At 59.0% G+C, this 23390-nt stretch carries 21 protein-coding genes; 17 read left to right on the top strand and 4 right to left on the bottom strand.

Going from position 1 to position 23390, the window contains the following annotated elements; translation table 11 throughout:
* Positions 1-38 precede the first annotated feature (38 nt).
* The 12 genes from HMPREF3053_RS02740 to HMPREF3053_RS02790 all read left to right on the top strand — a co-directional run bounded on the left by HMPREF3053_RS02740 (position 39) and on the right by HMPREF3053_RS02790 (position 12420).
* Positions 39-653, top strand: a complete 615-nt coding sequence (locus HMPREF3053_RS02740; protein WP_168163875.1) for a DUF4178 domain-containing protein — start codon at positions 39-41, stop codon at positions 651-653.
* Between the two features lie 11 nt (positions 654-664).
* Positions 665-1204 (top strand): DUF2617 family protein, encoded by a 540-nt coding sequence (locus HMPREF3053_RS02745; protein ID WP_141758934.1) that lies wholly within the window; start codon positions 665-667, stop codon positions 1202-1204.
* 4 nt (positions 1205-1208) lie between these two features.
* The gene (locus tag HMPREF3053_RS02750; protein ID WP_049181136.1) at positions 1209-1673 is read left to right on the top strand and encodes a DUF4247 domain-containing protein; all 465 of its coding nucleotides are present in this window, start codon (positions 1209-1211) and stop codon (positions 1671-1673) included.
* Positions 1674-1675: 2 nt separating this feature from the next.
* The gene (locus HMPREF3053_RS02755; RefSeq protein ID WP_083308211.1) at positions 1676-2185 is read left to right on the top strand and encodes a DUF350 domain-containing protein; all 510 of its coding nucleotides are present in this window, start codon (positions 1676-1678) and stop codon (positions 2183-2185) included.
* Positions 2186-3748: a polyamine aminopropyltransferase gene (locus tag HMPREF3053_RS02760; RefSeq protein WP_070601085.1), complete on the top strand. Its 1563-nt coding sequence runs from the start codon at positions 2186-2188 to the stop codon at positions 3746-3748.
* A 70-nt stretch (positions 3749-3818) separates the two neighbouring features.
* Positions 3819-5351, top strand: coding sequence for a lysine--tRNA ligase (gene lysS, locus HMPREF3053_RS02765; protein WP_038626637.1), 1533 nt, complete (start codon positions 3819-3821; stop codon positions 5349-5351).
* Positions 5352-5648: 297 nt separating this feature from the next.
* Entirely contained in the window at positions 5649-6827 is a 1179-nt protein-coding gene (locus HMPREF3053_RS02770; protein WP_168166688.1) for a metallophosphoesterase family protein, read from the top strand.
* 30 nt (positions 6828-6857) lie between these two features.
* On the top strand, positions 6858-6983 hold the full coding sequence (locus HMPREF3053_RS11255; protein WP_256381105.1) for a hypothetical protein: 126 nt from the start codon (positions 6858-6860) through the stop codon (positions 6981-6983).
* Between the two features lie 122 nt (positions 6984-7105).
* Positions 7106-8512, top strand: a complete 1407-nt coding sequence (locus HMPREF3053_RS02775; protein WP_070767243.1) for an acyl-CoA dehydrogenase family protein — start codon at positions 7106-7108, stop codon at positions 8510-8512.
* A 42-nt stretch (positions 8513-8554) separates the two neighbouring features.
* The gene (locus HMPREF3053_RS02780) at positions 8555-9766 is read left to right on the top strand and encodes an acyl-CoA dehydrogenase family protein (RefSeq protein WP_038626631.1); all 1212 of its coding nucleotides are present in this window, start codon (positions 8555-8557) and stop codon (positions 9764-9766) included.
* A 219-nt stretch (positions 9767-9985) separates the two neighbouring features.
* The gene (locus HMPREF3053_RS02785; protein ID WP_070767244.1) at positions 9986-11443 is read left to right on the top strand and encodes a purple acid phosphatase family protein; all 1458 of its coding nucleotides are present in this window, start codon (positions 9986-9988) and stop codon (positions 11441-11443) included.
* 149 nt (positions 11444-11592) lie between these two features.
* On the top strand, positions 11593-12420 hold the full coding sequence (locus HMPREF3053_RS02790; RefSeq protein ID WP_070767245.1) for a hypothetical protein: 828 nt from the start codon (positions 11593-11595) through the stop codon (positions 12418-12420).
* Between the two features lie 112 nt (positions 12421-12532).
* On the opposite strand, the gene HMPREF3053_RS02795 is transcribed toward HMPREF3053_RS02790, so the two are convergent.
* Positions 12533-14251, bottom strand: coding sequence for an AMP-binding protein (locus tag HMPREF3053_RS02795; protein ID WP_070767246.1), 1719 nt, complete (start codon positions 14249-14251; stop codon positions 12533-12535).
* A 366-nt stretch (positions 14252-14617) separates the two neighbouring features.
* Between HMPREF3053_RS02795 and HMPREF3053_RS02800 the strand changes: the two genes are divergently transcribed.
* The 3 genes from HMPREF3053_RS02800 (at position 14618) to HMPREF3053_RS11055 (ending at position 17896) form a co-directional block, all read left to right on the top strand.
* A complete protein-coding gene (locus HMPREF3053_RS02800; RefSeq protein WP_141758935.1) occupies positions 14618-14875 on the top strand; it encodes a hypothetical protein in 258 nt (85 codons plus the stop codon).
* A 159-nt stretch (positions 14876-15034) separates the two neighbouring features.
* Positions 15035-17719, top strand: coding sequence for an ATP-dependent Clp protease ATP-binding subunit (locus tag HMPREF3053_RS02805; protein ID WP_070767248.1), 2685 nt, complete (start codon positions 15035-15037; stop codon positions 17717-17719).
* Positions 17720-17896, top strand: a complete 177-nt coding sequence (locus HMPREF3053_RS11055; RefSeq protein WP_005510144.1) for a hypothetical protein — start codon at positions 17720-17722, stop codon at positions 17894-17896.
* Positions 17897-17935: 39 nt separating this feature from the next.
* Here HMPREF3053_RS11055 and HMPREF3053_RS02810 read toward each other — a convergent pair whose 3' ends face one another.
* Positions 17936-19198 (bottom strand): lipase family protein, encoded by a 1263-nt coding sequence (locus HMPREF3053_RS02810; RefSeq protein WP_224786627.1) that lies wholly within the window; start codon positions 19196-19198, stop codon positions 17936-17938.
* Positions 19199-19260: 62 nt separating this feature from the next.
* Positions 19261-20193 carry an HhH-GPD family protein gene (locus tag HMPREF3053_RS02815; protein WP_049194046.1) on the bottom strand — a complete coding sequence of 311 codons (933 nt, stop codon included), beginning with the start codon at positions 20191-20193 and terminating at the stop codon, positions 19261-19263.
* Between the two features lie 29 nt (positions 20194-20222).
* Between HMPREF3053_RS02815 and HMPREF3053_RS02820 the strand changes: the two genes are divergently transcribed.
* Positions 20223-20855 (top strand): carbonic anhydrase, encoded by a 633-nt coding sequence (locus HMPREF3053_RS02820; protein WP_042388218.1) that lies wholly within the window; start codon positions 20223-20225, stop codon positions 20853-20855.
* A 4-nt stretch (positions 20856-20859) separates the two neighbouring features.
* Positions 20860-21570 carry a hypothetical protein gene (locus HMPREF3053_RS02825; protein ID WP_038626593.1) on the top strand — a complete coding sequence of 237 codons (711 nt, stop codon included), beginning with the start codon at positions 20860-20862 and terminating at the stop codon, positions 21568-21570.
* On the opposite strand, the gene radA is transcribed toward HMPREF3053_RS02825, so the two are convergent.
* Positions 21567-23126 carry a DNA repair protein RadA gene (gene radA, locus HMPREF3053_RS02830; RefSeq protein ID WP_049180934.1) on the bottom strand — a complete coding sequence of 520 codons (1560 nt, stop codon included), beginning with the start codon at positions 23124-23126 and terminating at the stop codon, positions 21567-21569. The two genes, HMPREF3053_RS02825 and radA, sit on opposite strands and share 4 nt — an antisense overlap.
* Positions 23127-23390: the final 264 nt, after the last annotated feature.

Consider the following 23390-nt stretch of genomic DNA (forward strand, 5'->3'; position numbering starts at 1 on the left):
TTCTCAGCGCCACCACACTATCGATGGGATTAATCCTAGTGAACAGCATTGTCATAATCGGCATCATCCTCGTTGTCATCGGAGTCATCGTCGTTGTTGTAGCGCGTCGGAATACTCAGGTTCCGGGGTCTGATCGGGAGCGCTTCGTCGATCCACTGATGACCGATGAGTACCGCAAGTACGGCCCAACCTCTGTCGCACCGGGCGCAATCCTGAACTACGGTGGTGCCTCCCATGTTGTGCGCGGATCACTTGAGCTCTCTCAGGGACCGTTCCGCTGGTGGGAACATCTCGTCGACGGTGGGGCAGATGGTTCTTGGTTCGGCGTTGAGGAAGATGAGGGTGAAGTCATCCTCACCTGGTGGCGCAAGCTTCCAGGTAGCTTCGAACCAGCTAATCCCATCGTTGTCGACGGTGTGGAGTACTGGGAGGAAGAGCGGGGGGCCGCCCGCTACACCGCGATTGGCACCACTGGGCTGCCGCCCGAGGGGGCTACGGACTTCGTCGACTACAAGTCCGGTGACGGTCGCTTGCTCGGACTGGAACGCTACGGTGACTCGATGTGGGAGGCATCCACCGGTATTAGGATTCTTCCCGGTGAGATTGATGTTATGGCAGCGCCGGACCATAATCCGGACACGGACAATCGCTAGTGACGGTCGCTATGTCGCTGGCAATTCTAGATGTGCCGTTCAAAGACACCGCTGCGGAGCAACTCCGCGTTGCTTTTGACGGCCAAGTCCCGGACACCCTCTGCGAGGCGGTTATCTCACACCCCGACGGCAAAACACCGCCGCTGACGCTCGGTGTCCTCGGAGCGTCGCATGTGGTTTTCGTCGGTAAGCGGAAGAACCCGTGCTTTACCGAGGAGATTTCCTGTACTGCGACACACGGTGTGCCCCTGAGTGGGGCGGGCGTGATGGTGAAAGCTCGTGTGGAGAACCTCTCGCCAGAAGCCTTCGCTCAGCGCGCAAATGCTTTACGGCGTGAGTTCGGAGCGGGGCATCCCCATTCGGTCGTCGCAGAGTTTCCCGGTTCTCCCGGCGCGCTGACTGTGTTGTCTGCTGAGCCGATTGAGCAGGGGTATCGCTGGGATACGTGGCACGGCTACCCGCCGGGGCAGCTCGTGTGGACGTCGAATACTTGGACTGCCGTTGCTGGTAACCATGGGGCTGAGGCAGACCGCGTAAAGGGAGGTTCCTGAGTCTATGGGACGCGGAAGTATTGGTTACGCACTGATCGTTGTCGGCATTATGGTCACGCTGGCCGGTTTCTTCGTCGGCGGGAAATCTGCGGAAGAGAGGATTAGCGAGCGCTATCAGTCCGCGCCCGGCGCAGCATCTGCGACGCAGGTCAGCAGCGGAATTGATCGACGTTGGACCTGTGGCGACCGCGACCCCATTGAGGTGGGGCGTGAGCTGAAAGAAGAGATCAAGCCACAGGCTTACAACGAAGATGGCGGGGCGGCGTACCTGAGGACGAAGAAGCACCTGTTCATCGTTTCGCGTCAGACCCCTGAGGCAGGGTCGAAGGACACGTGCCTGATAACCAGAGAATCACTTAGTGGCCGCTATTCGGGTGGGCACTTCATCTATCTCGGCCCCGGTTTCGGTCCCTCCGCCCCCTCTGGCGGTTCGGGTGGATCGGCCGGATCATTCGGAGGAGCGAAATAAACATGGGACCAGTAACGTACATGGCCACCACCGGGACGGCTATCCTCACGGCGCAGTCGGAGACATCAGAGACAGCGCAGTCAACAGTGGGCGAGCATCTGGCCGTCGGAGTACCGGCCACCATCGGTTACTTCCTTGCGGGTGCCCTAGTGCTTGTAGTCGGATTCATTGTCCTTGATCTGATTACCCCTGGGAAACTGCGCGACCTGGTGTTTCTCGAAAACCGTGCGGGCGCCGCGATGATAGCGGGCTCGCAGCAGATTGCGCTGGCCTGCATTGTAGTTTCGGTAATCCGCGCATCCGACGACGCCCTGATGATTGGCTTAGGGGAGACCCTCGTCTACGGTGCCCTCGGCATTGTGCTGCAGGCAGCATCGCTGCTGGTGCTGGAAGCCCTGATTCCGGGGCGCTTCCGTGATGTCGTGATGGACGCGAAAGTACGCCCCCGAGCGGCGTTGGCGGCGACCACCTTCATCGTTATCGGTGTGATTAACGCGGTGGCGCTGTCATAGATGGAGACCACCACGACTTCCCGGCGCTGGCGGGCTCTCCTGCTGGGCTCTGTGGCGGCCTGCGCTGCCTGCGGCCTGGTCTATGAGCTGGCGCTACTGGCGCTGTCGGCTTCTCTTGGCCGCGGTGACGTCGTTGCGAATTCCCTGATTGTGGCCGGTTATGTCGCAGCACTGGGTTTTGGTGCCGTCGCGGCGAAACCGTTTGTGCGCCGTGCCGCGGTGTCTTTCCTCGGTATCGAGTGCGCTTTGGGTTTGCTCGGTGGTGTTTCCGCAACCGCCCTGTACTGGGTGTTTTCGGTTACAGGTGAGAGCCTCGGAGCATTGGTCGCTGCCACTTTCATAATCGGAACGCTGGTTGGCGCCGAGGTGCCGTTACTCATGACACTTCTGCAGACCGGTCGGACGTCCTCCGCAGAGGACACCGGTCGCGTGCTGGCGAATCTCAACGCCGCGGACTACTTCGGAGCCTTGGTCGGCGGTTTAATCTGGCCGTTTGTGCTCCTGCCTACAGTGGGAATGCTGAAGGCCACTGCCATCGCCGGACTGATCAACGTCACCGCGGCATTGGTAATTGCCGCGCTGCTACTGAAGCAGATGTTGTCCCGCCGGGCACTTGTCGCAGCTGTCGCCGCCCTCGTCGCGGCGCTGGTTGGGTTGGTTGCGTTGCTGGCCGGAATCCGGGACATCGAGGCGACCGCCCGGCAGTCGCTCTACGCCCAACCCATTGTTTTTGCCAAGCACTCGAAGTACCAGGACATTGTCGTCACCCGATTTGGCGGGGACCGGCGGCTTTATCTCGACGGAGGACTGCAGTACTCCAGTCGTGACGAGTACCGCTACACCGAGTCGCTGGTCTACCCGGCGGTGGATAAAGACACGAAGTCGGCGTTGATTCTCGGCGGGGGAGATGGGCTGGCTGCCCGGGAGCTGCTGCGGATGCCCAACATCGAGCGCATTGTTCAGGTTGAGCTGGATCCGGAGGTCATCGAGGTTGCCCGCACTGTGCTGCGGGAAGACAACCGCGGTAGCCTGGACAATCCTCGAGTGGAGAAGGTTACTGCGGATGCTTTCGCATGGCTCCACGATCAGGTACGTGGCAAGACCCAGACGCAAAAATTCGACGTCATCTACGCAGATCTTCCCGATCCCGACAACGCAGTGCTAGCCAAGCTTTACTCTCAGGAGTTTTACGGGTTAATCCGCACGGTGGCCGCGCCGGGCGCGAAGCTGGTGGTGCAGTCGGGTTCGCCATTTTCGACGCCGCAGGCCTTCTGGCGCACCGATAGCTCGATTCGCGCCGCAGGCTGGTCGACCACTCCGTACCATGTGCATGTTCCCACCTTCGGGGACTGGGGGTTTGTACTCGCGCAGGCCGAGCCTGAGCCTCCTACGCTCGAGCTTTACGACGGCGCCCCGCCGCTGAAATTCCTCACTCCTGACGTGGCTCGGGCTGCAACCGTGTTCGGTGCTGATAACGGTCCGCAACAATTGGAACCGTCGACACTCGCTCATCCTCAAATTGTGGAGGATATTCGTCGGGGTTGGCGGCAGGCGGGGGAGTAGCCCGCCGCGTATTTCGCAAAGAGCCGGGCGAGTAGCAGGTCGGCGGTGTAGTCGGCTAACCTTTATAGCCGTGACTGACGCGAAGAAGACCCCTGAAAACACCGCCACCGTTCCTGAGCAGCTGCGCATTCGCCGCGAGAAGCGTGACCGCCTGCTCGAGGCTGGAATTCAGCCGTACCCGGTCGAGGTTCCCCGTACTCACTCTCTCAAGGATGTCCGCGAAGAGTGGGGCCACCTCGAGGCCGGCGAGGAGACTCAGGATGTCGTGACCGTCATTGGTCGTGTCATGTTTATCCGTAATACCGGCAAGCTCTGCTTTGCCGCTCTGCAGGAGGGCGACGGCACGACCCTGCAGGCCATGCTTTCCAAGGCTGAGGTCGGCGAGGACGCCCTGGCTGCTTGGAAGTCGGACGTAGATATGGGCGACTTCGTCCTCATTACTGGCCGCGTAATTTCTTCGCGCCGCGGCGAGTTGTCCGTAATGGCTACCAAGTGGCAGATGGCCTCGAAGGCTCTGCGTCCGCTGCCGGTGTCGTTCGCTGATCTGTCCGAGGACAGCCGGGTGCGTCACCGTTACACGGACCTGATTATGCGTGAGCAGGCTCGTACTAACGCACTGACTCGCATCAAGGTCATCCGCGAGCTGCGCCACGCCCTTGAACGTCGCGGTTTCCTCGAGGTCGAAACCCCGATGCTGCAGACTCTGCACGGCGGTGCTGCTGCACGTCCATTCGTGACTCACTCCAACGCTTTGGACATCGATCTCTACCTGCGCATCGCGCCGGAGCTTTTCCTTAAGCGCTGCGTCGTCGGCGGTATGGAGCGAGTCTTTGAGATCAACCGTAACTTCCGTAACGAGGGCATCGACTCCTCGCACAGCCCGGAGTTCGCGATGCTGGAGTACTACGAGGCCTTCGGCACCTACGATGACTCCGCCCGCACCGTCCGCGAGGTCATTCAGGAAATCTGCGTCGCGGTCTTCGGTTCGACGACTGTCACGCTTGCCGACGGCACGGAGTTCGACTTCGGCGGCGAGTGGAAGCAGATTGAGATGTACCCGTCGCTGAACGAGGCACTTGCTCGCAAGTTCCCTGGTCAGCCGGAAGTCACCATCGACTCGACCGTCGAGGAGCTAAAAGCAATCGCCGACGTGATTGGACTTGAGGTTCCGGAGAAGGGCGGCTGGGGCCACGGCAAGCTGGTCGAGGAAATCTGGGAGCTGCTCTGTGAAGATCAGCTCGACGGTCCTATTTTCGTCCGCGACTTCCCGGTCGAGACCTCTCCGCTGACTCGTCAGCACCGCTCCAAGCCGGGTGTGACCGAGAAGTGGGATCTTTACGTCCGTGGCTTCGAGCTGGCTACCGGCTACTCCGAGCTGGTTGACCCGGTTGTCCAGCGTGAGCGCTTCGAGGACCAGGCACGTTTGGCCGCCGGTGGCGACGACGAGGCCATGGTTTTGGATGAGGACTTCCTGCACGCAATGGAACAGGGCATGCCGCCGACGACCGGTGTGGGCATGGGCATTGACCGCCTGCTGATGGCCTTGACCGGTCTCGGTATTCGCGAAACCGTGCTGTTCCCGATTGTGAAGCCGGAAGCGTAAGCGACGTTTCTTTTTAGCATGTAGTCTGCAGCGGTCAGCCGGAAAACCACGGCTGGCCGCCGAATTCATGTGTAGTTATCCCGGTGTTATCACCGGGATTGTTTTTATCCCGTAATTTCTTCACCCATGACTTCGGTAAATGGGAATAAGAGAATTAATCGGCGATCCGTATTGCGCTTGGGAGCAGCAGCGGGAGCAGTAGCGAGTGCGGGTGCCGTAGCGGTGGCCGTCAGTAGCGTCGGGACGCGAGCAGTTGCATCGGCGGCTCCGAACCAGGCGCCGTTTCCATTAACAGGTTTGACCAGTGGCCTCGTGGTGACGGACCTGGAAGTCGTGACCGTGACCGATACGTCGGTGACATTTTCGTGGACGACGTATGCAGGCCCACATCCAGCGTGGGGGAAGCTGGCCCCGCTGGCACCGGCCGACACTGAAGTTGCGCTAGTGCCAGTCGACGCTGATGAGGGCGGCGAGCTGCCCGTGGTGCATAAGGACGAGGCGCAGGTTGGCTACCACTTTGTGACCGTCGATAAGCTGCGGCCTGGAACCACGTACCGTTTCGAATGTCGATCGAATGGGCTGGTCGCCGAGCCGGGATTGATTACCCGAAACCTCCCCAATACGCCTGAACAAACTGGACGGTTCACGACGCTGGTCGCTCCGGAAGGGGAGTATCTGACCACGATTGCCATCCTCAACGACACGCATATCGGCGAAAACGGGCACGGTATTGTTGTCGGCAATTTGCCTGCACCTATTTTCCCTGAAGCCGGTGCCGCACCGTACCCCGAGGTCATGTTGACGGCTGCCCTCGCTGAGCTTCGGGGGATGGGTATTGAAAAGGTTTTCGTCAACGGTGATGCCACGTCGGAAGCACGTCCGGCGGAGGTACGTCGATTTGCCGAGATTATGAATACTTTTGGTGCTCCGGAGCGGCAGTGGTTTGTCACCCGCGGCAATCATGATCGTCCGCATAAGCCGGATGCCGATTCGTCTGCTGGCTACGACGAATTTCCGGTTTTGGAGGGCACCGAAGATCATCGCGATCCCTTCGGTGTTCTCCTGGGGCGTCCGCGACAGGAACTGTGGATCACTCAGCAGGGGCCGGTCCGCGTCATCGGTCTGGATTCATCGAAGTTGGATGAGTCCGGCGGCGAAATTAGCTCGGAACAATTCGATGCACTAGAGCAGGAATTGCAGCGTGACCCCAACAAGCCGACGGTTGTGCTGGCTCATCACCCGATTACTTCCGAGGCTGGCTGGACAAACGCTGCCGGCCCCACCTTCATTCTCAATAGCGCTGATGCACGACGTTTGCAGCAGCTGCTTAACGACGCTCCGGGTGTATTCTTCGCAGGGGCAGGTCACACCCACCGTGCAAAGCGTACTCGCGGTGATTTTGGTGCCGGTGTTGATTATTTGGAGACTGGCGCGTGTAAGGCTTACCCCGGTGGCTATACGTTACTGCATGTCTAATCCGGTGGTTACCAGGTTAATTTCCATCGTTTGAGCAGCGAAGATGCGCTTGCGTGGACTGCGCGTGCCCGTTGGGCGATGTACGGTTTCGAGCCCGAGGCGCTGCTTGGTGAGCTCTCTGATCGCAACTACGTTGTTAACCGCGTTATCGCCTGACAAGTTAGAAACCTGAAAGTTTTCTGTTACTTGGCAATGTTTTTTCAATTCCTGTGACAACGGTCACGTGATTCATTTATTGTTATGCCAGTAATAGTTCTGACTCGAAAGGCCATGATCACATGAGCGAGAAGAAGAACCGCGAAGATTCGACTGTCGGCCGCAATAACCCTGGTCGCGACGCTATCGGAGCGGCAATGCGGTTCATCACGTCGATTACTGGTTCGGACTTCGCCCAGAAGTACGACCTTCAGCCAAAAATCGACCGCGTGGTGTACCAGTCCACCAAGTCCGGTTTCAAGACCCTTGGTGCCGCGAATCGTCAGTTTAAGAAGATTTCCGGTTCCGGTAAGCCGGAGCGTCCGGCTGAGGAAGCCCAGGCTGCACAGGAGGCCGCAGCCGAGGAGAAGGCAAAGAAGCTCTTCGACCTCACCCCGACCGAGGATCAGCAGATGATCGTCGAGACGGTGAAGGAGTTCGCTGAGTCTCGTCTACGCGAGGCTGCTTACAAGTCCGACCACGAGGCAACTCCGCCGGAGAACCTCGTCTCTGAGGCTTCTGAGCTGGGCGTCACCATGATCAACGTCCCGGAGGCTTTCGAAGGCATCGCTACAGGTGAGGACGTCACCACCAACGCGCTGGTCGCAGAGGCTCTGTCCTACGGAGACATGGGTCTGGCTCTGGCTGTGCTGGCTCCGGCCGGTGTCGCTGCCACCCTGACCGCTCACGGCTCTGACTCGCAGCAGAAGACCTACCTGCCGGCATTCGCTGGCGAGAACGTCCCGGCTGCCGCTGTTGTTCTCGCAGAGCCGCGCCCGCTTTTCGACGCGCGCAAGCCTGAAACCACCGCGAAGCGCGAGGGCGATTCGCTGGTCCTCAACGGTGTTAAGTCCTTCGTTCCGAACGCCGGCGCAGCTGAGCTGTTCATCATCGGTGTTGAGCTCGAGGGTAAGCCAGCTCTGGTTATCGTTGAGTCCGACACTGAGGGCCTCCACGTTGAGGCTGATCCGTCCATGGGTCTGCGCGGTGCCGCAATGGGCCGTGTCATCCTGAAGGATGTCAAGGTTCCGGCTGAGAACATTCTCGGCGGTGCTAGCACCTCTGCTGAGAATCGTGAAGAGGCATACCTCGACATTCTGCGTCGTTCCCGCCTCGGCTGGGCCGCGCTTGCAATGGGTACTTCTCAGGCAGTTCTCGACTACGTCATTCCTTACGTCAACGAGCGTCAGGCATTCGGCGAGCCGATTTCCCACCGCCAGGCAGTGGCATTCATGGTCGCCGACATCAAGATTGAGCTCGATGGTCTCCGTATGATCACCCTCCGCGGTGCTTCCCGCGCTGACCAGGGTCGCGGCTTCGCTCGCGAGGCAGCTCTGGCTAAGACCTTCGCCACGGAAAAGGGCATGAAGATTGGTTCCGACGGTGTGCAGCTGCTCGGTGGACACGGCTTCACCAAGGAGCACCCGGTTGAGCGTTGGTACCGTGACCTCCGCGCAATTGGTGTCGCCGAAGGCATCGTCGTTCTGTAAACCGCTAGATACTTCAGCCGAAAAGAATTAAGAGGAAAGAAAATGATTAACCTCGAACTGCCGAAGTTCCTCAAGGCGGGCGCGTCCCAGTCGCATCAGGCCGCCGCTGAGATCTTCCGACCGATTTCCCGTAAGTACGATCTCGCTGAGCACGAGTACCCGAAGGAACTCGACACCCTTGCCTCCATGATGGACGGCATGGCAGATGGTGGCCGCGGCTTCTCCGGTGCTTCCGGCGGACGTGGCGATGACAAGAAAAAGAAGCGTACCGGTGTAAAAAACGGTGGCAACATGGCTTCGCTGCTCAACGTTATTGAGACCTGCTGGGGTGACGTGGGGCTGACCCTGTCCCTGCCGTACCAGGGTCTGGGTAACGCAGCTATCGCAGCTGTTGCTACTGATGAGCAGCTGGAGGCTTTCGGTAAGACCTGGGCTTCCATGGCAATTACCGAGCCGTCCTTCGGTTCTGACTCCTCCGCTGTTTCCACCACTGCCAAGCTCGATGGTGACGAGTACGTCATCAACGGTGAGAAGATCTTCGTTACTGCTGGTGAGCGTTCCGATTCCGTCGTTGTGTGGGCGACCCTGGACAAGTCCAAGGGCCGCGCTGCCATCAAGTCCTTCCTGGTGAAGAAGGGCACCCCGGGCTTCACCGTGGAGCGCCTGGAAGAGAAGCTGGGTATTCGTTCCTCGGATACCGCAGTGCTCCGCCTGGACAACGTCCGCGTCCCGAAGGAGAATCTGCTGGGTTCCCCGGACATTGATGTTAAGAAGTCCTTCGCCGGCGCAATGGCGACCTTCGACAACACTCGTCCGCTGGTTGCCGGTATGGCCATCGGTGTCTCCCGTGCTTCGCTGGAAGAGCTGCGTCGCATACTGGAAGAGGCCGGCATCGAGATTGACTACGATGCACCGGCACACACCCAGAGCGCTGCTGCAGCTGAGTACCTGAAGCTGGAGTCCGATTGGGAGGCTGCGTACCTCCTGGCTCTGCGCGCTGCGTGGATGGCTGACAACAAGCAGCCGAACACTCTGGAGGCTTCTGAGTGTAAGGCCAAGGCCGGCCGCGCAGGCACTGAGATCTGCTTGCGTGCCGTTCAGCTGGCAGGCACCTTCGGTTACTCCGAGCGTAACCTGCTGGAGAAGTGGTCCCGCGACGTCAAGATCCTGGATATCTTCGAAGGTACCCAGCAGATTCAGCAGCTAGTTGTTGCTCGCCGCACCCTGGGGCTGTCTTCCAAGGAACTGAAGTAATTACAGCTTCAGAGCAATCTACATACTGGTGAGCCGGTAAAAGTTCACTTAGATGCTCAAGCCACATTTCTTAAAACACCGTCCTTCCATGACCTGGTAGGGCGGTGTTTTATTTTGCGCTGTTTTAGTCGTGTGTCTTTTGTTGTTGTGCTCCTATTTTTCCGAGATTAGAGGAAGAGTTCATCTATTTTTCATCTTTAGGTTCTAGGCTTATTGGCCATGAGCATTTCCCGCCGGGCCTACCTCTCTGTTGCAACTCTTGCTGCAAGTTCAATGGCCGTCGCGAAAACCTCGGGAGCGTACGGCCTGGAGTACGTCACGTCGGGGCTGGGGCTTACCCAGTCGGATTCCAAGTCGTGGCAGGTACTGGCTAGCGACTTGGAGGTCATTACTGTTACAGATACGTCAGTGGCATTTACATGGGCAACATATGCTCCGGGAGTGCAGACAGCGTATGGCTTTATTAAGCCGACCGTTCCTTCGGATGAGCGGGTGCTGCTTGCTCCAGCGGATTCAACGCCGCTAGAGCTCGTGCACGAGGGGTACTCAGAGTCGGGCTACCACCATGTGGTCATTGATGGGCTGGAGCCGGGACGGGAATACCGCTTTGAGTGCTGGTCCCACAACTGCCGCGCGGTCCCGTCGCTGAATATCACCATGAGCAAGACGGCGCCGGAGAAGACAGGCGTCGTAAGTACTCTGCCAGCGTTGGCGGGTGCACATTTGGCGACGTTCGCGCTGACGAATGACACACACATTGGTAAGCCCAATCATGACGGCATTCGCATTGGCAACCTCGGTCTTTCCTCCGATCCGGGAGAGCAGCCTTTCGCCTCTATGCAATTGCAGGGTCTGGTGGACACGGTAAAGGCTGCCGGGTTAGACACTCTCGTCGTCAATGGCGATTGCACGGATAGCAACCGTCCTGAGGAGTATGACGAGCTCATCAGGGTTTTGGATACTTTCGGTGAGTTTGGGAAAAACTGGTTTGTCACCCGTGGTAATCACGATGTGCACCCGCCCGGACTGCCCAATATCAATGGTTTCCGGGGACGCGGAATCCGCAAGGGCAAGACCGCGGTTCCAGATTACTTCAGCCAGCGTCTTGTGCCGACGCAGCAGCACTGGTCGACTCGCGTCGGCGAAGTGCGTCTCATCGGTGTTGATACTGCCGAATTTGGTTATGCAGGTGGGCGTATTAATGAGCGCCAGATGCGTGCATTGCGTGCTGAACTAGCAGAGGATCCAGAGCGTCCGACAATTTTGTTTGCGCACCACCCGTTTACTCAGGATGCGGTGCGTTCGCATTTCGGTGGGGAGGCATTCATGGTCGAGGCTCAGCAGGCCAAGATTTTCCAGGAGATCCTGGCTGCCACGCCGGGTGCCAAAGGTGTGTTCGCTGGTCATACGCACCGCAGCCGTCGTGGTGTCGCCGACTATGGGGATACGGACTTCTGTGAGCGGGGTGCTGCACTTGGCTATCCGGGTGGATACACGCAGATTCGAGTGCACACTGACGGTTACCAGATCAGCTACCACCGCACCACAACACCACAGTCGCTGGCCTGGTCAACGAAGACTCGTTGGTCGATGTTCGGGTTGGAGCCAGAGTTTATGCTGGGAAAGATCTCCGATCGGAACTACGTCAATTTCTTCAAGAACAAAGTGCCGCTCTGAGCTAGTGCTAGCTTCTAGCAGGGTACGCTGGGCAACGCATAGTGTTAATGGAAAATACGTAGTGGCAAGTTCCACTGTGGGCGAAGTCACAAGTCGCCACGTTATTGGCCGAGCACAAGTGTGGCTCTGAAGTAATAAGGAATTTAGCGATGACCGACCAGTACAACCCGCGTTCGTCCTCCCCGCAGGATTGGGAGCAGGACGGTTATGCAACATCTGCCTGGGAGCAGCCGCAGGGTGGGGCTCAAGGCCAGTACCAGCCTCAGTATCAGTACCAGTCGCAGGGGCCGAACCAGGGAGGTTCACCCCAGCAGTATCCGGCTTATCAGCAGGCTCCGGTACCTGAGCAGAAGAGCAACAACGGTCTGTACGTGGTTTTGGGCATCGTCGGTGTCGCACTTGCAGCGGTCGCCGGTATCGGTGGCGCGTACTACCTGAATAATTCCTCCGATAATTCCCCGCAGTCTCCCGATACGGTTGCGGCAGGGGACTCGTCGTCAAGCACTGCGTCCCCGGCGCCGGTGGAGACGTACACGGAAACCTATACCCAGACCGTCGAGCCGGAAACGACGAAGCAGCCGGAGAGCAGCGCTCCTGCCACTACGCAGCGGGGAAATTTTGGTCTTCGCGCGTTCGGTATGAATCGCGATGATATCGATGCCAAAGGTTGGGTTGGCAGTACCGCTCGCTGCTCGGGTGGGTATTACGCGCGTGTGTTGGCGGAGACTTCTTCGGGTAAGGCCGTGATTTGTGAGAATTCCAATAACCGCCAGCAGCGCCATTACATTGGTGACTTCGGTGAGATTTCGGATACCCCGGATGCGTACACAGTAGATAGTTTCTCCGGGAACCGTGCTGTCGCGAAAAATGGTGGCTACACGTATACCGTCACTCCGAATGCGGTAACCGTGACCCAGGACGGCGAAGAGATTTTCCGTGAGCCTGTCACGGACTACGGTGTTTTGAACGCTGGCTAATCAGCTCTAGTTCTTCCTAGGACACGCAAAAAGGACGCGGTAACTTCCACACTGGAAGTTTTTACCGCGTCCTTTTCGTGTCTGCCGTTCGCTTTACGACGGTCCCTGCGCCCTAAGCCACCTTCTCCTCGGTGGCGTTCTCCCACGGCTTCGGCAGGTGGCGAGGAACAACCTTGCCGACTGCGTTGCGTGGCAGTTCATCGAGGAACACGGTCTCGCGCGGCACGGCGAATCGGCTGAGGCGCTGCTTGACGTATGTGCGAATCTGCTCATTGGTCAGGGCGCGGCCCTCAGGGGAATCGTCGCGGACAACCCAGGCGACCAGGGCCTGGCCGAAGCGCTCATCCGGAACACCTGCGACTGCGCACTCGCGGATGCCTTCGAGCTGGCTGAGTGCATCTTCGGTCTGACGTGGGAAGACGTTCTCGCCACCGGAGACAATCATGTCGTCCTCGCGACCGGAGATGTAGAGCAGGCCATTTTCCATTCGACCCAGGTCACCGGTACAGACCATGCCGTCAATGACCTGCTTGTCCGCGCCGGGGCGGGTGTAGCCCTCGTACAGCATGTTGTTGCCCACGAAGATTCGACCGGTCTCGCCGTCGGCAACGCGGTTGCCGTCTTCGTCGAGAATCTGGACACGAGTGCCCAGCGGTGCGCGACCTGCCGTGGTCGGGTTTGCCTTGAGCTCATCCGGGGTAGCAATAGTTGCCCAGCTGACCTCGGTGGAGCCGTACTGGTTGTAGAGAACCGGCCCGAAACGCTCGAGGGTCTTAGTGACAATTCCCTCCGGAATGGCCGAGCCACAGGATGCGATGACCTTCAGCGATGTCGCGCCGATGTCGTAGTTCTCCGGGAGAATCTCAATCATGCGCTGCAGCATGGTCGGCACCAGGAAGATGGTGTGCGGAGAGTGCTGCTCGATAATGCGGAGACTGTCGGCCGGATCGAACTTGCGGCGCATGATCATGGTGGAACGCAGTGCGATGCACAGCTGTGCAGTTGCGAATCCCCAGGTGTGGAACAGCGGAGCCGCAAGGTAAGCCGGGCGACGCTGGCGCAGCGGAATGCGGCTCATGATGGACGATGCCGGCATCCAGCTGCGCGGCTCCGGACGCTTGGCACCCTTTGGCGTGCCGGTGGTTCCGGAAGTCAGAATAATAACGCGGCCACGGCGTGGACGGCTTGGCAGCTCGGCGGTTGGCCACTTTGCCGGCGGTGCCGTCTTCAGCATCTCCTGCATGGAGGTCCAGCCCTCGCGAACACAGGAGGTGTCACCGTAGTTTTCGAACCACGACACTGCGACCGGGCACTCATCGAAGTCCTCCGGCAACATGTGAGTGAATTCCTCATCAATGAACAGGAAGTCAATCTTCTGCTCACGAATCACGGCCAGAGTCTGCTCGGCAGAGGCGCCGGTGTTGAGCAGTACCAGGTCGGTGCCGAGGCGACCGTGGGCACACAGCGCCATAATGAAACCGCGGTGGTTGCGAGACAGCACGCCGATGCGGTCGCGCTGCTGAATATCACCGTGGCGGAGTGCTCGAGCCAGGGCAGTGGAGCGCTCGTGCAGTTCTTCGTAGGTCAGCGAGCCGCCGTCATCAATAATCGCGGTGTGGTGCGGGTCGCGGCCGGCTGCAATGCCGAGGAGACCAGCTGGCAGGAAGTCCCAACGGTAGATGGAATTCAATGCCTTTCCAGCAGCGCCAGGTCCCATCGAGCCGAGGACGCCAGCCTGCGTCACCGGTGCGAGTCCGAGAACGAGGTCCGAGGTAGCTCGCGAAGCTTTGCGCACCTTATTGAAAATCGAGGTCTGTGGATTAGATGTCATAGTCACTCATCTTCCGTGGTTCATGTCCTGCGGTCTTCGGAGAGGCCTAATCAGGCGAAACCTCATCGGTAGGACCGCCGATTTAGTTTCTTTTACAGTAAGAATAAGTGTCCTAGGTCACTTTTGTGTAGCTTTTTGCAAAATTTTTTTATCAGAAACGAATAGTTGTGAAGACCTGAGGCGTGACCAGGGAGTACGTTCAAAAGTGCGGGGCTTTTTCTGTCTCGAGAAATGTTGTCGCCGCACTTAGGGTCTCCGTTTTGAGGTAATTTCTCTAGGAAAAGTTCTTGAAAGATGTTCCAATCCAACTGCGCTCTCGTCGCAGTAGTGGAGGGTGAGGCCATCCGATATGACTTAGGGGAACCCATGAAGTCCAGTCTCAAGCATCAAACTTTCCTACGTATTTCGGCGACCCGAGTCGCCGTAGTCGGAGCAGTCGCAACCGGTGCGGCCTTCGGTTTTGCAGCTTGTGGCGATAGTGATGACGTCGATCCGGCACCTGTCGACACCACTACGGTGACGTCGACTGAGGAGCTGGACGATGATCGCGATGATCGCGATGATTGCGATGATTGCGATGATGACGACCGGGATGATGGCCACGACGATCGCGTGAACAACTAGGCGTCCGTTCCAGGATGAAATTGCCGTTGCATCTCTCTCGACCAGACTGTTCGCTACTGGCGTACGGCTATAGGGATTAATCTGCGACGCGTCGCGTTTAAGCTAGGTGAAACAACCTTTATTGAATTACGGCAAAAATAGACACTTGAAAGGGCAGTGATGTTCGAGAGGTTTACGGACCGAGCACGTCGCGTTGTCGTCCTGGCGCAGGATGAGGCACGCGAGCTCAATCACAATTACATCGGCACGGAGCACATCCTGCTCGGCCTGATTAGTGAAGGCGACGGTGTGGCTGCCAAGGCGCTCGAGTCCATGGGTATTTCCCTGGACGCTGTGCGCTCTGAGGTAGTCGACATTATTGGTCGTGGCTCCCAGCCGCCGAGCGGTCACGTGCCGTTTACCCCGCGTGCAAAGAAGGTGCTGGAGTACTCTCTGCGCGAGGCTCTGCAGCTGGGTCACAAGTACATCGGTACTGAGCACCTGCTGCTCGGCCTGATTCGCGAGGGCGAGGGTGTTGCCGCTCAGGTACTGGTTAAGCTCGGCGCTGACCTGCCGCGCGTACGTCAGCAGGTTATTCAGCTGCTCAGCGGTTTCCAGGGTGATGAGTCGGATGGTTCTCCGGAGCAGCGTCCGGTCGGCGCTACTTCCGGCGCTCGTGTGCAGGAGGGAAACCACCAGTCCGGTTCGCTGGTGCTCGATCAGTTCGGTCGTAACCTGACCGTGGCTGCACGTGAGGGCAAGCTGGATCCGGTTATTGGCCGTGAGAAGGAAATCGAGCGCATTATGCAGGTTCTTTCTCGCCGTACCAAGAACAACCCTGTGCTGATTGGTGAGCCGGGCGTTGGTAAGACCGCCGTTGTGGAGGGTCTCGCGCTGGACATCGTCAACGGCCGTGTGCCGGAGACACTGAAGGATAAGCAGCTTTACTCCCTCGACCTGGGTTCGCTGGTTGCGGGCTCCCGTTACCGCGGTGACTTCGAGGAGCGTCTGAAGAAGGTGCTCAAGGAGATTAACCAGCGCGGTGACATCATCCTGTTTATTGACGAGATTCACACGCTGGTCGGTGCCGGTGCCGCAGAGGGCGCAATTGACGCGGCCTCGATTCTGAAGCCGAAGCTGGCTCGCGGTGAGCTGCAGACCATCGGTGCTACCACTTTGGATGAGTACCGTAAGCACATCGAGAAGGACGCCGCTCTTGAGCGTCGTTTCCAGCCGGTGAACGTGCCGGAGCCGAGCGTGGATCTCACTATCGAGATTCTGCGTGGTGTTCGCGATAAGTACGAGGCTCACCACCGCGTATCCATCTCGGACAAGGCACTGGTTGCCGCCGCTACTCTCTCGGATCGCTACATCAACGACCGCTTCCTGCCGGATAAGGCTGTTGACCTTATTGATGAGGCCGGTGCTCGTATGCGTATCAAGCGTATGACTGCCCCGGCTGACCTGCAGGAGATTGACTCCAAGATTGCCGATGTGCGCCGCCAGAAGGAAGCCGCCATCGACGAGCAGGACTTCGAGAAGGCAGCTGGTCTGCGCGACAAGGAGCGCAAGCTGGGCGAAGAGCGCCGCGAGCGCGAGAAGAAGTGGCGTGCGGGCGAGTCCGACACCATCGCTGAGATTGGCGAGGAGCAGATTGCGGAGGTCCTGGCTTCCTGGACTGGAATTCCGGTGTTCAAGCTCACTGAGGAAGAGTCCTCGCGTCTGCTGCGCATGGAGGATGAGCTGCACAAGCGCATCATCGGTCAGGAAGAGGCCGTCAGTGCTGTCTCCCGCGCTATTCGTCGTACCCGCGCTGGTCTGAAGGACCCGAAGCGTCCGTCCGGTTCGTTCATCTTCGCCGGTCCGTCCGGTGTTGGTAAGACCGAGCTGTCGAAGGCCCTGGCCGAGTTCCTCTTTGGTGAGGAAGACGCACTCATTCAGATTGATATGGGTGAGTTCCACGACCGATTCACCGCTTCGCGTCTCTTCGGTGCTCCTCCCGGATACGTCGGCTACGAAGAGGGCGGCCAGCTCACCGAGAAGGTGCGCCGCAAGCCGTTCTCCGTCGTGCTTTTCGACGAGATTGAGAAGGCCCACAAGGAGATTTACAACACCTTGCTGCAGGTCCTGGAAGACGGTCGTCTGACTGACTCGCAGGGTCGAGTGGTGGACTTCAAGAACACGGTTCTGATCTTCACCTCGAACCTGGGTACCAGCGACATTTCCAAGGCTGTTGGTATGGGCTTCTCGGGTGTCGGCGAGGCCGATGAAGATGGCAAGTACGAGCGGATGAAGGACAAGGTCCACGACGAGCTGAAGAAGCACTTCCGTCCGGAGTTCCTGAACCGTATCGACGAGATTGTGGTCTTCAAGCAGCTGAGCCAGGCTGAGATTGTCCAGATGGTCGATCTCATGCTGGCCCGCGTCAGCGACCAGCTCGACGAGAAGCGCATCACCATGGAGATTTCCGACCGCGCCAAGAACCTGCTGGCCAAGCGTGGCTTTGATCCAGTGCTCGGTGCCCGTCCGCTGCGTCGCACGATCCAGCGCGAGATTGAGGATCAGCTCTCCGAGAAGATTCTCTACGGTGAGGTTGGTCTCGGCGAGACCGTCTTCATCGATGTCGAAGGCTGGGATGGCGAGTCCAAGGACGTCGACAAGGCGAAGTTTACCTTCACCAACAAGGGCAAGGCCGGTAACGTCGATGCCGACGGCGGTGCTCTGGCTGAGTCCGAGGAAAACAAGGATGTTCTCGGGAGTGCTGAAGGCACCCTGAGTGTTGAATCCGACGACATCGAGGGTGCCGCAGACCAGGCCGCTGCTGAGGCAGAGCCCGAATCTGATAACTCCGAGGGAGAGAACTAAATGGGGATCCAATTTCGCAAGAAGCAGAACCTGGACAAGGACACGTGGCTGAACTACTCGGGTTCGGGAGTCTCTGGTTCGAAGCGTATCGGTCCGGTGACCATTAACAGCCGTGGCGGTTACACCGTCCGACTGGGCAAGGGCTTGACCTTCCGTGGTCGCTGGAAGAAAAAGTAGCTGTACTTGCTAGATGGAGGAAAGCGGCGGTTGTCGCCGCTAGTACCCCATTTTCTGATTCACCCACGCAAGCATCTCTTCGTGGGTGAGCACGTAGGCAAGGCCGTGCGTCCCATCACCGAGGTCAGTATCGACCTCCACGTAGGTGATGTCGGAGCCGGCCTTTTGCCATTTCTGCACAAGTTCGCGTGCCGACGTCACGGGTAGCACATCATCCAATGCGTTATGGGTAACGAATACGGGCATACTGGGAGTCTTTGTCCCCAGAGCTTGTTCTTCCACGTGGCGCCGAACGACGGGGGAGAGCTCCGGCGAGCGCAGATTTTCCGCTATTCCTAAGTCGTTGGCCGTGAATGCCTTGGTGTCATTGCGGGGCCAACGTTCGACAGTGGCGCCAATGCATTCATCGGCCGTGAGCTTCAGGAAATCCTGCCCCAGCGGGCTCAGCATGCGCTCGATCGGTTCTTTTGTCTCTGGGTACTCTGCAATCAAGCCGTTCATGAAGTAACCGACGAGCCCCGCCAGCGCCGAGCCGCGAATATGCAGTGCAGTGTCGGTGAGATCGGCCGGAATAGCCCCGGCGTAAACAGCGCGGATGTTCAGCTCCGAGGCGTACGCATCGGCTAGCTCGGCGGCTGCAGCGGTGGCGCCTCCGCCCTGTGAGTAGCCGAACAGCGCAATGGGAGTATCTGCAGGTAGTTGTAAAGTCTCAATAGCCGCTCGCGCCATATCGAGCGTGTTATTCCCGGCAATCTCACGGTTGAGATACGGATGTACCCCAGGCGTGCCGAGCCCCTGGTAATCCACAATGGCAACATTCCATCCCTGTGCCAGCAGCTGAGGTGCCGGAGGCGTCGGAGGCGCTTCGTAACGCAGGGCGACCGAACTGGCACAGTTATCAGCCATGCCGAGAGTTCCAGGTGCAATTACTGCCAGTGGGCGCGGGGATTTCTCTGACCATCGGGCGTAGGGCTGCAAAATCGTGCCGGACACGGCTGTCTGGCGGTGGTCGCGTGCACCTGTGGAGGAAAACACGACCCGCTGTGCGCGTGCGGGCGTATTGACCGGAAATGGCGTCTTCGTAATTACCTGCCCCGGAGGCAATCGCTTCACCGTAGAAGAGTCAGAATCCGAAGAACCGAAGCCAGTCGCTCCTAGACCATCCACCGCCGAGCAACCACCGAGCGTTCCCACGCTAGAGCCCAGAAGAGCAACTCCAAGCACTGTGCTCAGCGCAATTCTGCGCTTACTAGCCCCAAAGAGACAGCGCTGGCGCTGAGGTCGATGGGGCGTGGCATTCATGTGTCTAATTCTAGGCAACGCACTTGTTCGAATCTGGTCTTTACCGGAGCATTGCCTCGGCTTTAACGGGGCAACTGGAAGCGGCCATCGGAGGTTTGCTCCGCAAGTCCGTCGTCAAGCAGGGAAAACAGTGCGCGGGAACGCTGATGCGCATCATCCCAGACCGCATCCAGAGCGGCCTGTTCGACGGGGGAGTCGGCGGCGCGGAGCACGTCGAGAAGCAAGCCCCGGACTTGACGGTCGGTGCCTTCGAACTTCTGCACACGCCGTTTAGCAGCGGCGATTTCGTGGTCTTCGGGTTCGGGGCGACCGGCGGCAATCCATGCGCAACTGGTGGCGATGGGGCAGACCTCGCACTCGGGTGTCGTTCGACAGACGGTAGCGCCGAGTTCCATGAGTGCGACGGAAGTCTCGGCCGCAGTCGTGGGGTCGAGTGGTAGGAACTCTTCGACGAGCGTCATGTCGGCGCGTTTGGCGATGCCGGGTAGGTACGTGCCCTGACGGTGTCGCCGGAGTACGCGGCGCACGTTGATGTCCACCACCGGCGTACGCACGCCAAAGGCAAACGCCGCTACTGCCCGAGCGGTGTAGTCTCCTACCCCCGGAAGGGCTAACAGTGTGTTCACGTCGCTTGGTACTTCGCCGTCGTGCTTTTCGACGATCTTTTCTGCGCATTCACGCAGCCGGAGTGCACGTCGGGGGTAGCCGAGTTTTCCCCACATACGTAGGACTTCATCCTTGGGCGCGACTGCCAAATCGGCTGGGGTGGGCCATTTTTCCAGCCAGGCGCGCCAGGAGGGGATGACGCGGGCGACGGGAGTCTGTTGACTCATCACTTCGCTGACGAGCACAGCCCATGGTGAAGTGCCTTCTTCGCGCCAGGGAAGTGGCCGCATGTTGGTGCGATACCAATCACGTAAGGCGGCATCGACGTGTTCGTCGAAGTCGTCGGATTGGTTAATTGCAGAGGTCAATCTACATTCTCGCTTTCCCATAAACAGCAGAGTCGTTGCACAATATAGCTATGAGCAATTCTGAGAGGACTCCTGAGAGTGTATGGCAATCGATGGTGCGCGGAAACCTCCGCTTCTGCGAGAGCAAGACTGCGCATCCTCGCCAGGACTTGGTTCGTCGTAAGCAGCTGACGCAGGGGCAGAAGCCGAAGGCCGTTGTGCTGGCTTGCTCGGATTCCCGCGCTCCGGTGGAGATTATTTTCGATCAGGGCTTGGGCGATGTATTTGTAATCCGTACTGCCGGTGAGATTACTGACCTGTCGGTGCTGGCTTCGCTGGAATTCGCAGTTGATGGTCTTGGAGTTCCGCTGGTGATTGTTCTCGGTCACGAGTCCTGCGGCGCTGTGGCTGCGGCGAAGAATGCACTGGATGGTGGCGAACTGCCGGGTGGTTTCCAGCGTGTGCTGATTGAAAAGGTCACCCCGTCGCTGCTGGCGGCTCGCAAGGATGGCGAGACTGAAATCGACGAATTTGAGCGGCGCCACGTGCGCGAGATTGTTAATCACATTATTGATCGCTCGCCAGAGATTTCATCGCGCTTGGTGACCGGCGAGGTGGGCGTTGTCGGTATGCGGTACCGCTTGGAGGACGGACGCGCTGAGACCGTCGTTACCCATGGAGTCAGCGAGAACCCGCTAACCTAAATGTGTGACCAATAAGCTGCCTCCAGAAATCTACCGGCGTCGGCGTATCGCCGCGGCGGTGTTGCTCGTTATCATCCTCGTTCTCCTGGGCTGGGGTATTTCCGCACTGGTAAACCGGGACAGCGAGGATTCTGAACCGGTGAATGTCACCAGGGATGACGGGAAAGAGGTGACTCCTCCGGAACAGCCCAAGGAACCTTACGCGCCTAAGTCTGACAAGGACTCGGAGAACGACAAGTCTGACAAGGACGCCAAGAAGGGCGACAAGGAAGGCGAAGACTCCGCGAAGGATGACGCTCAGGCGGCGCTTGCGAGCAAAAAGGACTGTACCCTTGCAGATCTGCAGGTGACGGCCACCTCGGATCAGCCGAACTACGGCGATGAGCAGCCGACTCTGGCGATTACCGTCCACAATCCCACCGGCGGTGAATGCCGCGTGAACCTTGATGAGCAGCAGTTGCGCTTCGAGGTGTACGACCTGGCAACGTATGAGCGAGTCTGGTCGGATGTGGATTGCAATGACTCCGAAGGCCACGGTGAACTGGTATTGGCACCGGGCGAGGAAGTCAACTATGCCGCCACCTGGTCGCGTCTGACCTCGGCGCCGAACAAGTGCTCCGAAGAAGACCGGGTCCCAGTTCCCTCCGGGTCGTACATCTTCTACGGCGTGATTGGTGACAACAACTCTGACGCCTACACGTTCAACATGCGCTAGCGCTTAGCTCCTAACCCAAGCTCAATGGCCTCGGCAACGGTGGCTGCTTCCAGCAGCTGCATCCCTGCCGGGCCTTTTGCGCCTCTGGGCACAATTGCCGTGTCGAAGCCCATTCGATGAGCTTCCTTAAGGCGCCACTCCAAATCGGTCACTCGCCGCACTTCGCCGGCCAACCCCAGTTCGCCGAGTGCAATGGTTTTGTCCTGGAAGGTCCGCTTAGTCATGGATGAGGCCAGTGCCAGCGCAATCGCCAGGTCCGCGGCCGGCTCCGACAGCGTCATTCCGCCGACGGTGGACACGTACATCTCCATGCGGGCCAACTGCTTGAAGTTACCGTGTTCAGTCAGCACGGCCGCGACCATCGGCACGCGCCTCGGGTCGAGACCAGAGACATTGCGTCGTGGATTATGTGCCTCGGTGTTGATTACCAGGCCCTGCACCTCCGCCAGCAGCGGTCTGCGGCCATCCATGGCCACGGTAATTGCAGTTCCCGAGGTCGGTGTTCGGTGATGCAAAAACAGCCCCGAGGGATCCTCAACTTCCGCAATACCGCCCGCGGTCTGCTCGAAGCAGCCCACCTCATCGGTGCTGCCGAAGCGGTTTTTCAGACCCCGCAAGAAGCGTAGCCCCGAGTGTCTATCGCCTTCGAAGTTGAGTACCACATCAACGAGGTGTTCCATCGTGCGCGGGCCGGCCACATTGCCGTCCTTGGTCACGTGCCCTACCAAGAAAATCGCAGTCCCGGTCTCCTTTGCCAACGCCGCCAGGGCAGAGGTTACGGCGCGGGCCTGAGCAACGCCACCGCGAGCACCTTCGACGTCGGCACGCATCGTCTGCACGGAGTCCACAATGAGCAGACCGGGGGAGAGCTCTAGCGTCAGATCGATGACGTCCTCGATATTCGACACCGCCGACAGGTACAGCGAGTCCGACAGCGCGCCAGTGCGCTCGGCACGCAGTCGCACCTGACCGACCGACTCCTCACCTGTGACGTAAAGTGTCGGCCCCAAATCGCCGTCCGCGCAGCGATAGGCCACTTCAAGCAGCAACGTCGACTTACCAACCCCCGGCTCGCCGGCCAAGAGCACCAACGAACCCGGCACAATACCCGAACCGAGCACCCGATCCAGCTCACCGATGCCCGTGCGCACCGCGTGCGCAGCTTTGGCGGAAATCCCGGTAATGGCCGTCAGCTCAGAAGAAGAAGTGGGGATTCGATCTGTTGCGGATGTCTCGGCGAGGAAACGTTCCTCCGCATCGTCGTCAAGCGCGCGCTGTGCTAAACGCTGGCTCTCAGCCGCGACGGAAGTGGAAGATGCTTTACGACGGTCACCTCGCGTGCCGGGCTCCGTTGTGGCAGCACTCCGGCGACGTTGCTTGGCTGCCCGGGTGGCGATTTTGTCCTCAAGGGTGGAGCCGGACTTCCCTCTGCTGGAGCGGATAGTGACCTTCTCCAGTGTGCCCCACTCTTTGCAGTTGGGACATTGACCAACCCATTTCGACACCTGCCAACCGCATGCCGAGCATTCGTAGGCTTCGTCTTTGGTCTTGGCCACGGTGCAACCGCCTTTGCTTCAAACGAGGGGGCGACAGACCCGACAACGTTTGGTGCGGGATGTGCGGGAAATGTCGCTAAAAAATTGCCCCAGATACGCGAGAACGGGCCAGGGCAGAGTCAATGACATGTGTCAAGGACTGACTGTACCGCCGTGGCCCGTATCAAGCGACCAATCGCCCATGCCCGCTCGATGAAGCTCCTCGCGTTATTTGCGGGACAGGACTGCGCTGTACCAGCGCCTAAAAGTGCGCTGCGCGCGAAC

The organism is Corynebacterium sp. HMSC064E07, assembly GCF_001815745.1.
Taxonomy (GTDB): domain Bacteria; phylum Actinomycetota; class Actinomycetes; order Mycobacteriales; family Mycobacteriaceae; genus Corynebacterium; species Corynebacterium jeikeium_D.